This window comes from Stenotrophomonas sp. LARHCG68, from assembly GCF_052871705.1.
On sequence record NZ_JBIXJV010000001.1, the window covers coordinates 1,103,224 to 1,114,935 of the forward strand.

Annotated in this window: 12 protein-coding genes; 1 reads left to right on the forward strand and 11 read right to left on the reverse strand. The window is 66.6% G+C overall.

The genetic code is table 11. The features are described 5' to 3' along the window. Nucleotides 1-79: 79 nt before the first annotated feature. The 11 genes from phoU to ACIPR8_RS04770 form a co-directional block, all read right to left on the reverse strand. Nucleotides 80-787, reverse strand: coding sequence for a phosphate signaling complex protein PhoU (gene phoU / locus ACIPR8_RS04720; RefSeq protein ID WP_132862637.1), 708 nt, complete (start codon nucleotides 785-787; stop codon nucleotides 80-82). A 112-nt stretch (nucleotides 788-899) separates the two neighbouring features. Continuing rightward, nucleotides 900-1,730, reverse strand: a complete 831-nt coding sequence (pstB, locus tag ACIPR8_RS04725) for a phosphate ABC transporter ATP-binding protein PstB (protein WP_132862638.1) — start codon at nucleotides 1,728-1,730, stop codon at nucleotides 900-902. Nucleotides 1,731-1,746: 16 nt separating this feature from the next. Next, nucleotides 1,747-2,625, reverse strand: a complete 879-nt coding sequence (gene pstA / locus ACIPR8_RS04730) for a phosphate ABC transporter permease PstA (RefSeq protein WP_192288003.1) — start codon at nucleotides 2,623-2,625, stop codon at nucleotides 1,747-1,749. Beyond that, a complete protein-coding gene (gene pstC, locus ACIPR8_RS04735) occupies nucleotides 2,625-3,593 on the reverse strand; it encodes a phosphate ABC transporter permease subunit PstC (protein WP_132862640.1) in 969 nt (322 codons plus the stop codon). The genes pstA and pstC overlap by 1 nt, the downstream gene beginning before the upstream one ends. A gap of 282 nt (nucleotides 3,594-3,875) precedes the next feature. Further along, the gene (gene pstS / locus ACIPR8_RS04740) at nucleotides 3,876-4,967 is read right to left on the reverse strand and encodes a phosphate ABC transporter substrate-binding protein PstS (RefSeq protein ID WP_192288004.1); all 1,092 of its coding nucleotides are present in this window, start codon (nucleotides 4,965-4,967) and stop codon (nucleotides 3,876-3,878) included. 351 nt (nucleotides 4,968-5,318) lie between these two features. Further along, complete coding sequence (gene pstS, locus ACIPR8_RS04745; protein ID WP_132862642.1) at nucleotides 5,319-6,338, reverse strand: phosphate ABC transporter substrate-binding protein PstS; 1,020 nt, start codon at nucleotides 6,336-6,338, stop codon at nucleotides 5,319-5,321. Nucleotides 6,339-6,452: 114 nt separating this feature from the next. Further along, nucleotides 6,453-7,232: a hypothetical protein gene (locus ACIPR8_RS04750; RefSeq protein WP_446540295.1), complete on the reverse strand. Its 780-nt coding sequence runs from the start codon at nucleotides 7,230-7,232 to the stop codon at nucleotides 6,453-6,455. Nucleotides 7,233-7,478: 246 nt separating this feature from the next. Next, nucleotides 7,479-8,687, reverse strand: coding sequence for an OprO/OprP family phosphate-selective porin (locus ACIPR8_RS04755; protein ID WP_132862644.1), 1,209 nt, complete (start codon nucleotides 8,685-8,687; stop codon nucleotides 7,479-7,481). 169 nt (nucleotides 8,688-8,856) lie between these two features. Further along, nucleotides 8,857-9,495 (reverse strand): endonuclease III, encoded by a 639-nt coding sequence (gene nth, locus ACIPR8_RS04760; RefSeq protein ID WP_132866043.1) that lies wholly within the window; start codon nucleotides 9,493-9,495, stop codon nucleotides 8,857-8,859. Between the two features lie 113 nt (nucleotides 9,496-9,608). Continuing rightward, on the reverse strand, nucleotides 9,609-9,953 hold the full coding sequence (locus tag ACIPR8_RS04765) for a hypothetical protein (protein WP_446540296.1): 345 nt from the start codon (nucleotides 9,951-9,953) through the stop codon (nucleotides 9,609-9,611). A gap of 9 nt (nucleotides 9,954-9,962) precedes the next feature. After that, nucleotides 9,963-10,745, reverse strand: coding sequence for an enoyl-CoA hydratase/isomerase family protein (locus ACIPR8_RS04770; RefSeq protein ID WP_132862646.1), 783 nt, complete (start codon nucleotides 10,743-10,745; stop codon nucleotides 9,963-9,965). Between the two features lie 168 nt (nucleotides 10,746-10,913). Here ACIPR8_RS04770 and ACIPR8_RS04775 point away from each other — a divergent pair, with 168 nt between their 5' ends. Next, nucleotides 10,914-11,615 (forward strand): FKBP-type peptidyl-prolyl cis-trans isomerase N-terminal domain-containing protein, encoded by a 702-nt coding sequence (locus ACIPR8_RS04775; RefSeq protein ID WP_192288007.1) that lies wholly within the window; start codon nucleotides 10,914-10,916, stop codon nucleotides 11,613-11,615. Nucleotides 11,616-11,712: the final 97 nt, after the last annotated feature.

Consider the following 11,712-nt stretch of genomic DNA (forward strand, 5'->3'; position numbering starts at 1 on the left):
TTTCCCGCCGCCGCGGTATCGCTTTGTATCGGCATGTAACGGCCCGCCGGGACGAGGATCCGACGGGCCGTTGCCAGGCTCAGGCGTGGTCGACCGTGCTGGTTTCGTCGCGCTTCTCGCGCGGCGGCAGCGGCTGTTCGCCGTGCACGAGGAACCAGACGTTCTCGGCGATGTTGGTGGCGTGGTCGCCGATGCGCTCCAGGTTCTTGGCCATGAACAGCAGGTGCGTGCATGGGGTGATGTTGCGCGGGTCTTCCATCATGTAGGTCAGCAGTTCGCGGAACAGCGCGGTGTACTGCGCGTCCAGGCGGGCGTCTTCCTCGCGCAGCTTCAACGCCGCTTCGGCATCGTTGTCGCGATAGGCCACCAGCGCGGCGCGGACCTGCTGGGCGGCCAGGCGGCCCAGTGCGCGCACGCCCTGGATCTGCGGCATCGGCGGCACCGACACCAGCGCGATCGAGCGCTTGGCCACGTTGGCGGCGTAGTCGCCGATGCGTTCGATGTCGGCCGGGATGCGCAGGCCGGCCAGGATCTCGCGCAGGTCGCGCGCCATCGGGCCGCGCAGCGCCAGGCGCATGACGTCATGGCTGATCTGCTGTTCGAGCTGGTCGATGGCCTCGTCGTTGGCGACGATGCGCTGGGCGGCCTTCTCGTCGCGGCGTTCGATCACGTCCAGCGCCGCTTCCAGCTGCGCGACGGACATCTCGCCCATGCGCACGATCTCGGTTACCAGGCGCTGCTGTTCTTCGTCGTAGCTCTTCACGATGTGGTCGTTGGGGTTGTTCATGGGCGTCAGCCGGAAAAGGGGAAACAGGAATGGGGAGGCGGGGCGTTGAAGTCCGGTGGGGCAGGGGGCGGGAGGACTGCGCTCCCGCCTGCCGGCTCCCCATTGCCCGGGCTCAGCCGAACCGACCGGTGATATAGTCTTCGGTCTGCTGCTTGGACGGGTTGGAGAAGATGACCTCGGTGCGGTCATGCTCGATCAGGTCACCCAGGTACATGAAGGCGGTGTAGTCGGACACGCGCGCGGCTTGTTGCATGTTGTGGGTGACGATGGCGATGGTGTAGTCGTTCTTCAGTTCCTCGACCAGCTGCTCGATGCGGCTGGTGGAGATCGGGTCCAGCGCCGAGGTCGGTTCGTCGAGCAGCAGCACGTCCGGGCGCAGGGCCACGGCGCGGGCGATGCACAGGCGCTGCTGCTGGCCGCCGGACAGTCCCAGCGCGCTCTGGTTGAGCTTGTCCTTCACCTCGTCCCACAGCGCGCCCTGGCGCAGCGCCTGCTCGACGCGCACGTTCATCTCGGCCTTGGACAGCTTCTCGTGGTGGCGGATGCCGTAGGCCACGTTCTCGAAGATGGTCATCGGGAACGGCACCGGCTTCTGGAACACCATGCCCACCTTGGAGCGCAGGCGGTTCATCGGGTACTTGGGCGAGAGGATGTTCTCGCCGTCCAGCAGCACTTCACCGCGCGCCTCGAGCTTGGGGTACAGCGCGTAGATGCGGTTGAAGATGCGCAGCAGGGTGGACTTGCCGCACCCGGACGGGCCGATCAGCGCGGTCACGCGCTTTTCGGGGATCTCCAGGTTGATGCCCTTGAGCGCATGGAACTTGTCGTAGTAGAAGTCCAGGCCGCGTGCGGCCAGCTTCACCGGCGCCGGTGCATGCAGCTCCTGGTTGGAGGCAGGCACGTTGATGCGCTGCATGGGCACGGCGTTGTTGAGGTCGTTCATGGGAAGGTCCATGGGATCAGTCGTTTGAAATTCGATTGCGCAGCAGCAGGCCGCGGGCGGAGAGGCTGACCAGCAGCACGAACACGGTCAGGACCAGTGCGCCGGCCCAGGCCAGCACCTGCCAGGATTCATACGGGCTGCCGGCGAACTGGTTCATCACCACCGGCACCGAGGCCATCGGCTGGAACACGTTGCTGTTCCAGTACTGGTTGCCGAAGGCGGTGAACAGCAGCGGCGCGGTCTCGCCGGAGATGCGTGCCAGCGCCAGCAGGATGCCGGTGACGATGCCGGCCATGGCGCTGCGGTACAGCACCTGCATGATCACCTTCCACTGCGGCACGCCCAGCGCCAGCGCCGCTTCGCGCATCTGCACCGGTACCAGCCGCAGCATTTCGTCGGTGGTGCGGATCACCACCGGCAGCACGATGAAGGCCAGCGACAGCGCACCGGCGAAGGCGGAGAACTGGCCGCCGGTCTGCATCACGTACAGCGTGTAGACGAACAGGCCCAGCACGATCGACGGCGCCGACAGCAGGATGTCGTTGACGAAGCGCACCACCGTGCCGGCCTTGCGCGCATTGCCGTACTCGGCCAGCCAGGTGCCGGCGGCCACGCCCAGCGGCGTGCCGATGGCGATGGCCAGTGCGCACATCACCGCGCTGCCGAAGAAGGCGTTGAGCAGGCCGCCTTCCTGCATCGGCGGCGGCGTCATCTTGGTGAACAGGTTGAGGTTGATGCCCGGCAGGCCCTTGGACAGCAGCGTCCACAGGATCCAGCCGAGGAAGAACAGGCCGAACAGCGCGGTGGCGCAGGCCAGCAGCAGGGCCAGGCCGTTGGTGATGCGACGACGCAGGTACAGCGCGTCGGCGGCCTTGTGGGAAGCGGCGGTGGACATCAGTTGCCCTCCTTGCGGGACAGGCGCAGCAGCATCAGTCGGGCGATGGCCAGCACCACGAAGGTGACGATGAACAGCACGAAGCCGAGCAGCAGCAGCGCCGAGCGGTAGGTTTCGGTGGCTTCGCCGAAGTCGTTGGCGATCAGCGCAGCGATGGTGGTGCCCGGCTCCAGCAGCGACGGGGTCAGGCGCACGCTGTTGCCGATCACGAAGGCCACGGCCATGGTTTCACCCAGGGCGCGGCCCAGGCCGAGGAACACGCCGCCGATCACCGCCGAGCGGGTGTAGGGCAGCACGATGTCCCAGCTCACTTCCCACTTGGTCGAGCCCAGCGCGTAGGCCGACTCCTTCAGGCGGGTCGGCACGGTGAGGAACACCTCGCGCATCACCGAGGAGATGAACGGGATCACCATGATCGCCAGCACGAAGCCGGCGGTGAGCATGCCGATGCCCAGCGGCGGCCCCTGGAACAACGCGCCGATGACCGGCAGGCCGCCGAGGTTCTCGTTGAGGAACGGGGTGACGTACTCGGTCATCACCGGCACCAGCACGAACAGGCCCCACATGCCGTAGATGATCGACGGGATGCCGGCCAGCAGTTCGATGGCGGTGCCGACCGGGCCGCGCAGCCAGCGCGGCGCCACCTCGGTCAGGAAGAAGGCGATGCCGAAGCTCACCGGCACGGCGATCAGCATGGCGATCAGCGCGGTGACGATGGTGCCGTAGATCGGCGCCAGCGCGCCGAACTTGTTCTCCACCGGATTCCAGTCGGCGGAGTAGAAGAAGCTCAGGCCCTGTTCCTGCAGGGCATGGCGGCCGCCCCACAGCATGGACAGCGCGGCGCTGGCCAGGGCGACCAGCACGAAGATGACGGTGGCGATCAGGAACCAGCGGAACAGCCGGTCATTGCGGGCATCGCGCACATCACGCGAGCTGGGCGAAGCGAGGGACGGTGCGATGGCATTCATGGCAGCGGCGTAGGCCCAAGGGGGAGGCGGTTTTGGTTCTGTCCCCGGTATTCCGGGAAGGACACAGCGGTGGCAACGTTGTCCGCGCGGTGGCGGGGGAAGCGGAGGCGTTCGTCATTCCCGCGAAGGCGGGGATCGTTCCTGCCTTTACCCCCGATGCAACCCCGGAAGCAGGAGCGGTTCCCGCCTTCGCGGGAATGACGACAACAACAACGACAACGGTCCTGCGGGTACTGCATGCAACCTGCACGGGTGCGCCCGTGGCGCACCCGTGCGGTTCCATTACTTGAACTCGGCGGCCCAGTAGCTTTCGATCTGGGTCACCAGCTCCGCCGGCAGCGGCACGTAGTGCAGTTCGTTGGCCTGGGTCTGGCCGTTCTCGAAGGCCCACTTGAAGAAGGCCAGGGTGTCGGCGCTGCGCTTGGCGTCCTTCGGCTGCTTGTGCATCAGCATGAAGTTGGTGGCGGTGATCGGCCACGCATTGGCGCCCGGGGCGTTGGTGATGACCAGGTTGAAGTCCTTGGCGTTGGCCCAGTCGGCGCTGGCGGCAGCGGCGGCGAAGGTCTCGGCGGTCGGCTGCACCCAGTTGCCGGCGGCGTTCTGCATCGACGCGTACGGCATGTTGTTCTGCAGCGCGTAGGCCAGCTCGACGTAGCCCAGCGAGCCCTTGATCTGCTGCACGTAGGAGGCGACGCCTTCGTTGCCCTTGCCGCCCACGCCGTCCGGCCACTGCACCGAGGTGCCTTCGCCGACCTTGTCCTTCCACTCGCCGCTCACCTTGGATAGGTAGTTGGAGAAGTTGAAGGTGGTGCCCGAACCGTCGGAGCGGTGCACCAGGGTGATCTTGGTGTCGGGCAGGGTCACGCCCGGGTTGGCATCGGCGATGGCCTTGTCATTCCACTGGGTGACCTTGCCCAGGAAGATGTCCGCCAGCAGGGCGCCGCTCAGGCGCAGCTGGCCCGGCTGGATGCCTTCCAGGTTGACCACCGGGACCACGCCGCCGATGGCCGACGGGAACTGGCCGAGGCCGGCCTGGGCCAGCTCTTCGCTGGACAGCGGCTTGTCGGAGGAACCGAAGTCGACGGTACCGGCCTTGATCTGGGCGATACCACCGCCCGAGCCGATCGACTGGTAGTTGATCTTGGCGCCGGTGGCGGTGTTGTAGTCGGCCGACCACTTCGACACGAGCGGGAAGATGAACGAGGCGCCTGCGCCGGAGATCTCGGCGGCAACCTTGTCACCCGCGGCCGGGGCACCGGCAGCAGCGTTTTCCGGGTTGGAAGCGGCGGGGTTGCCGTTGTTGCCACCGCAGGCCGACAGGCCCAGGGCAATGGCCAGGGAAAGGGCGGCAAGGCCGGTCGTGTGCAGCTTCATGCGTCACTCCATAGCGGGAGAAAGGCTGGCGGCGCCAGCGGATGCGGCTATGAAATGATGTTTTTGTTACAGCCTGATTACATGCTGAAAAAAATCTGAAAACCCCATGTTCATCAATGGGCTACAGGATGCGGTGGGGTGTCCGGAAACGGCCGGGACAGCGGTGCTGTGTGACGCGTTTGGCCTTCCGGATGAGGCCAGGGCGGAATGCCGGGGGCATGCCCGGCAGGGCCTTCCCGGCGGCACCGCGGCGGTGCGTGGTTCCGTGCTGCCGGGATGTGCAAAAAAAAGGCGCGGATCGCTCGATCCGCGCCTGAGGCGACGAGGGAGAGGGACTCGTCGGCTCTACACTCAGTAACGCGCGTTCTGCTGCCAGTAGGTTTCGATCTGGCGGACCAGGCTGTCCGGCAGCGGCACGTAGTCCAGCTGGCGGGCCTGTGCATCACCGTTGGCGTAGATCCAGCGGAAGTAGTCCAGCGCGGCCTTGGCGCCTTCGGCGGTCTTGGGCTGCTTGCGCATCAGGATGAAGTTGGTGGCGGTGATCGGCCAGGCCTGCTCGCCCGGGGCGTTGGTCATCACCAGGTAGAAGTCGCGGGCATTGGCCCAGTCGGCGCTGGCGGCAGCGGCCGAGAAGGTCTCGTCACGCGGCTGCACGAAGTTGCCGGCGGCGTTCTTCATGCGCGAGAAGGTCAGGCGGTTCTGCAGCGCGTAGGAGAACTCGACGTAGCCGATCGAACCCTTGATCTGCTTGACGTAGGCGGCGACGCCTTCGTTGCCCTTGCCGCCGATGCCGACCGGCCACTGCACGCTGGTGCCTTCACCGACGCTGGTCTTCCAGTCGTTGTTGACCTTGGACAGGTAGTTGACGAAGTTGAAGGTGGTGCCCGAACCGTCGGAGCGGTGCACGACGGTGATCTTCGCGTCGGGCAGGGCCAGGCCGGCGTTGAGGGCGACGATGGCCGGGTCGTTCCACTTGGTGATGCGGCCCAGGAAGATGTTGGCCAGGGTCGGGCCGTCGAGCTTCATGGCACCGGCTTCGACGCCGGCCACGTTGATGACCGGCACCACGCCGCCGATCACCGACGGGAACTGCACCAGGCCCGAGGAGGCCAGTTCTTCCGGACGCAGCGGGGCGTCGGAGGAGCCGAAATCGACGGTGTTGGCCTTGATCTGGGCGATGCCGCCGCCGGAACCGATCGACTGGTAGTTCACCCGCTTGCCGGTGGCGGCGCTGTAGTCGGCCGACCACTTGGACATGACCGGGTAGATGAAGGAGGCGCCAGCGCCGGTGACATCGGTGGCATTGGCGGCGAACACGGACGACGCGGCGAGGATGGCGACGACGGCGCGCGATTTGATGGCGTGGATCACGAATGGCTCCTGGGAGGTGAATGTGCGGTGAGTTCCGCCCGGCGCCTATTCCATAACCATTTGATGACAGCGCAGCGTCTGTCATATGACGACGCGGTGACAGCCGCAACCTGCTCAGAAGCTGGCCGTGATCGCCTCCGGCAGCGGGTAGCTGCGGCCCTTGGGTTGCAGGGTGTAGTGCTTGACCGGCAGCGTGTGGCGATCCTCCACGCATTGGCCGGCGGCATCCTCGCGGTTGATGATCCCGGTGATGCGCTCGCGCACCCGCAGGGTGACAAAGCCCTGTGCCGGCGGTGGCTCCACTTCGAGGGTGCGCTCGACGTCGTTGAACTCCCCGGTGCAGCGGGTGTCCCATTCGCCGCTGAAAAGGTTCATCACGATCTGGCCGGTGACCGGCGTGAGCCGGTCCTTGTCCAGCACGAACAATTGCAGGCGTGTGTCAGAGAACGGGTTGGGCTGCGAGGAGCCACTGCGCGAGATGCGCACGCCGAACGCGCGTACGTCCGCGGACAGGCGATAGCGAGCGGTGTCCAGGCTGACGCCCTCGATGCGGACGGCGTCGCTGCTCATCGCGCCGGGCAGGCGCACGGTGGCACGCGGGTGCAGCGTGGTGGTGTCGACCACCAGCAGGTCCAGGTCGCCGTCGCGGTAGGAGCCGTCCTCCTGCCATTCACCGAGCAGCGGCACGGCCATCAGGGTCAGGGAGGTGTCGGCCGGCCAGACACGGCAGACGCCCTGGGTGGCGTCGATGCGCATCTGGCCATGTTCCGGCAGGGTGCCGGCGGGCAGTTGCGCATAGGCCTGGCGGATGCGGGTGGCGCTGTCGGCGCCGCAGTCCTGGGCCAATGCCGTGACGGGGAGGGCGAGCAGGAACAGCCGCAGGGCGATGCGCATGATCAATCCGTTGATGACGTAGGCCCGCAGCATAGCCGCTCGCCCGGCGAGGGAACGGTCTTGGCCGCGAAGCCGGGAATGCATCCAGCCGCGAAACGACGAACGGCGGACCATGGCTTCCGGCGAGGATCACGACAATGGGTATTCCCGCGTTCGGAACGACGACGGGCTTCGCGGCCAAGGTCGTTCCCCAAAAAAAGAGAACGCCCCTTGCGGGGCGTTCTCCTCGATCATCGCTGCCTGGGCTTACCAGAAGAACTGCAGGCGGGCTTCCAGGATGTTCGGCTTGTCGCTGAGGAAGGTGCGGGCGCTGGAGCTGTACTTCTTGCTGTCGACCATCACGTAGTTCAGCGAGGCCTTGAAGTTCGAACGCCAGTACCAGTTCGCGCCCACGGTCCAGATGTCCATCTTGCCGCCGAGCACGCCGTCCACCAGCGGAGCACCACCGATCACGGCCGGGGCGCGCAGGCCACCGTCGTTCAGGTCGATGCTGTCGAAGCGGGCGCCCAGCTGCCACATGCCGCGGCCCGGATCGTCCGGCAGGCCCAGGCTCGGGGTGCCGCCCTTGTAGCCCCAGGTTTCGCCGGTGACGTTCCACACGCCGCTGACGTAGTAGCCGTCGGTGGTGTAGTTGTCATGGTCGTAGCGCTTGACCTTGGAGTTGTAGTACTCGGCCTGGGCCTTGAACGGACCCTGCACGTACATGGCTTCGGCACCGATGGTGCTGATGCGGTCGCTGTCCTTCAGGTCGCCGCTGTCGACCAGGCGCACGGTGGCCAGGTCGGCGTTCGGGCGGGCGCGCCAGCGCAGGGTGTCCGCGTCGGTGTCGTAATCGACGTAGCTCAGGCCCAGGTGCAGGATGTTGCCCTTCTCGTTGATCGGGGCGAAGGTGCCGCGCACGCCGTAGCCGCTGCCATGGGCCAGGTCGCGGGTCAGTTCGCGGCCGAACGCCGACGCGGTGACCGACCAGTCGCTGTCACCGATGCTGTAACCCAGGCCGAGGCGACGGGCCACGGCGTAGGTGTTGGTCACGGTGGCCTTGGAGATGAAGTCGTTGTTCTTGGTGCTGGACAGCTCTTCCAGGCTGTTGGGCTGCTTGAACTGGCCGGCCTGCAGGTAGTGGTTGCTGTTGCCGCCCAGCTTGTACTTCAGGTTGGTGTCCAGGAACTTGTCGGCCTTGGCGTCGTAGCCGACCACCCATTCCACGTTGCCCGGGCCCTTGCCCTTGAGCACCAGCTCGGCGCGGCGCAGCTCGAACTCGCTGTCCTTGCCGTTCTTGGCGACGCCGTTCAGGTCGGCGCGATCGTTGTCGAACCAGTTGCCATCAGCCTGCACCAGGCCTTCGAAGGTGATTTCGGAGCCGCCGATGACATCGATGGCGATTTCGGCGTGTGCGGCCGGGACAAACAGCGCCGACACAACGGCTGCAGTGAGGAGTTGGCGATGCAGTTTCATGGATGGGTAGCCTTGCAGGCAGGTTGAGGATGCTGCGAAGGCTAGGGCGTAAAGATTGCGTAAATGTGACAGTCCGGCGACGACCTTCCGCGCACGCAACGCCCATGCCCGCGTATTGGACGCGGGCGCTGTTACGGTCAGGTGTCGTGCAGATGGCAGCCGGCCGCGCTCAGGCGTCGGCTGTCTTGTCCTTGAAGTGACACAGATCGCGGATCACGCATTGCGGGCAGTCCGGCTTGCGCGCCTTGCAGACGTAGCGGCCGTGCAGGATCAGCCAATGGTGCGCGTCCTGCAGGAATTCCCCGGGGATCACTTTCAACAAGCCATCCTCCACCGCGCGCACGTCCTTGCCGGGCGCCAGGCCGGTGCGGTTGGCGACGCGGAAGATATGCGTGTCCACCGCCATGGTCGGTTGCCCGAAGGCGGTGTTGAGCACGACGTTGGCGGTCTTGCGGCCGACGCCGGGCAGGGCTTCCAGTGCGGCGCGGTCGGCGGGCACTTCGCCCCCGTACTTCTGCACCAGGATCGCGCAGGCGGCGATGACGTTCTTCGCCTTGGCGTTGAACAGGCCGATGGTGGCGATGTAGCGCTTGAGCCCTTCCTCACCCAGGTCGAGGATGGCCTGGGCGGTGTTGGCCACCGGGAACAACTTGCGGGTGGCTTTGTTGACGCCCACGTCGGTGGCCTGCGCCGACAGCGTCACCGCCACCAGCAGTTCGAACGGCGTGCTGTATTCCAGTTCGGTCTTGGGGTGCGGGTTGAGCTCGCGCAGGCGGGTGAACATCTCCCGCACTTCCTCGCGGCTCATGCGCTTGCCGGCACGCGGCGTCGACGGCTTCTTCACCGTCGTGGCGCCTGGTGGGGGGGCGGCTTTGCGGGGCGCGGCCTTGCGTGCCGCGGCTTTCTTCACGGTGGGGGCAGTCATGCAGTGGGCTTTCCCGCGGCCCGTGCCTTGGCACGGGCGAGGATGGCGGCCGCTGCCGAGGGCAGGGCGGGTTTGCGGTCCGGTGCCGGTGGTGGCGCGCGGCGTGCTTCGCGTTCGGCCGCGCGCCGGGCCAGCCGTGCATCGCGCGCGCGGTGGCGTTCACGCGCGGCCCAGGCCTGGCGCAGGCGCTGCTGTGCTTCCAGCAACGGCTGTACCTGCGCGGTATCCAGCCCGGCGGTTTCGGGCGCGTACTCCATCAGCCCGGCGCGCACGGCCGCGTCCAGGTCGTCGTCGGCGATGAACTGCAGCAGCTGTTGCGGTGTGGCGGTCACGGCAGGCATCGGTGCAGCTCAGCGGTTCCTGAATTCCGGCTTGCGGCGTTCCAGGAAAGCCGAGGTGCCTTCGCGCATGTCCTCGGTGGAGAAGGCCAGGCCGAACTGCGCGCTTTCGTACTCCAGTCCTTCCTCGATGCCGCACTCGCCGCCGACGTTGATCGCGTCCAGGATGCCGCGCAGTGCCAGCGGCGCGGCATGGGCCAACTGGGTGGCGATCTTCAGCGTCTCCGCCTCCAGCTCGGCGGCCGGCACCACCCGGTTGACCAGGCCCAGTTGCTGGGCGCGGGCGGCGTCGATCGGCGCGCCGAGCAGGCACAGCTCCAGCGCCGCGGCACGGCCGGCCAGGCGCAGCAGGCGCTGGGTGCCGCCGAAGCCCGGCAGCAGGCCCAGGTTGATTTCCGGCTGGCCGACCTTGGCGCTGTCGGCGGCGATGCGCAGGTGGCAGGCCATGGCCAGCTCCATGCCGCCGCCCAGCGCGAAGCCGTTGATCATCGCGATGACCGGTTTTTCCAGGCGTTCGATGCGGCGCATCAGGCGCTGGCCGACCAGCGAGAAGTCGCGCCCCTGCACCGGGGTCAGGCCATTCATCTCGGCGATGTCGGCACCGGCCACGAACGCCTTGGGACCGGCCCCGGTCAGGACCACCACGCGCACGTCGTCGGCCTGGCCGGCCGCGGCGAATGCCGCATCCAGGGCTTCCAGGGTCTGGCGGTTCAATGCATTGAGCTTTTCCGGACGTTGCACGGTGATGGTGCGGATACCGTCGCGGGTGGCGATCGAGACCGGGGCGTCGGACATACGGTGAAGCTCCTGAAAAGTTAAAAAAAAGTGAGTTTTGAACTAAATCGAACCCATGTGGGTCAGAGCCCGGGTCGTCAGTGGCGGAGCGCCTTTGTGACGGCTATCCTAACCCGTCGCCTCAAGCGGCATGGTTGCCCTGAGACACCTTCCCTGGAGAACAGTTTGATGAAGTTGCGTTCTATCGCGGTCGCCGTGGCCGCTCTGGCCATCACCGGCACTGCATTCGCCCAGGACGTCTCGTCCGAAAAGGGCAAGCTGAGCTATTACTTCGGCTATGACTACGGCAACAACCTGGCTGAACTCACCGGTCGCGGCGAGCAGCTGGACATCGCTTCGGTGGTGAAGGGCCTGCAGGATGCCTACGCCAAGAAGCAGCCGGCGATCACCGCCGACCAGCTCAAGCCGGCCGTGGAAGCCTTCCAGCGCCGTGAGCAGAGCCGTGCCCAGGCCGCCAAGGCCGAGTACGACAAGGCCGCCGCCGACAACAAGACCCGCAGCGACCAGTTCATCGCCGCCAACCGGGCCAAGCCGGGCGTGCAGGCGCTGGCCAGCGGCGTGCAGTACCGCGTGATCGAAGCCGGCAACGGCGCCAAGCCGACCCAGGCCAGCACCGTTGCGCTGGAAGTGGCCGGTCCGTTCCCGTACGGCCAGCGTCCGACCGAAGCCCGTCCGGCCCAGCAGATTCCGTCGATCAAGGTCAGCGAAGTCGAAATGGCCGCGATGCGCGAAACCCTGCTGCAGATGCCGGCCGGCGCCAAGTGGGAAGTGACCCTGCCGCCGGAACAGGCCTACGGTGCCGACCCGCGTACCCCGTTCCCGCCGAACGTGGCCGTGCAGTTCGAGATCAAGCTGGTCAGCGTGAAGTAATCCACGCCAGTTGCACGGAAACACGAAGCGGCGGGGGGGAAGCACCCGCGGGGGTTTTTTGGGGGGGATACCGAGCGAGAGAGGGGCGCCCCGGCTG

Coding starts and splice junctions, on each gene's coding strand:
- phoU (WP_132862637.1), bottom strand. CDS start 787: ATGAACAACCCCAACGACCACATCGTGAAGAGCTACGACGAAGAACAG.
- pstB (WP_132862638.1), bottom strand. CDS start 1,730: ATGAACGACCTCAACAACGCCGTGCCCATGCAGCGCATCAACGTGCCT.
- pstA (WP_192288003.1), bottom strand. CDS start 2,625: ATGTCCACCGCCGCTTCCCACAAGGCCGCCGACGCGCTGTACCTGCGT.
- pstC (WP_132862640.1), bottom strand. CDS start 3,593: ATGAATGCCATCGCACCGTCCCTCGCTTCGCCCAGCTCGCGTGATGTG.
- pstS (WP_192288004.1), bottom strand. CDS start 4,967: ATGAAGCTGCACACGACCGGCCTTGCCGCCCTTTCCCTGGCCATTGCC.
- ACIPR8_RS04750 (WP_446540295.1), bottom strand. CDS start 7,232: ATGCGCATCGCCCTGCGGCTGTTCCTGCTCGCCCTCCCCGTCACGGCA.
- ACIPR8_RS04755 (WP_132862644.1), bottom strand. CDS start 8,687: ATGAAACTGCATCGCCAACTCCTCACTGCAGCCGTTGTGTCGGCGCTG.
- nth (WP_132866043.1), bottom strand. CDS start 9,495: ATGAGCCGCGAGGAAGTGCGGGAGATGTTCACCCGCCTGCGCGAGCTC.
- ACIPR8_RS04765 (WP_446540296.1), bottom strand. CDS start 9,953: ATGCCTGCCGTGACCGCCACACCGCAACAGCTGCTGCAGTTCATCGCC.
- ACIPR8_RS04770 (WP_132862646.1), bottom strand. CDS start 10,745: ATGTCCGACGCCCCGGTCTCGATCGCCACCCGCGACGGTATCCGCACC.
- ACIPR8_RS04775 (WP_192288007.1), top strand. CDS start 10,914: ATGAAGTTGCGTTCTATCGCGGTCGCCGTGGCCGCTCTGGCCATCACC.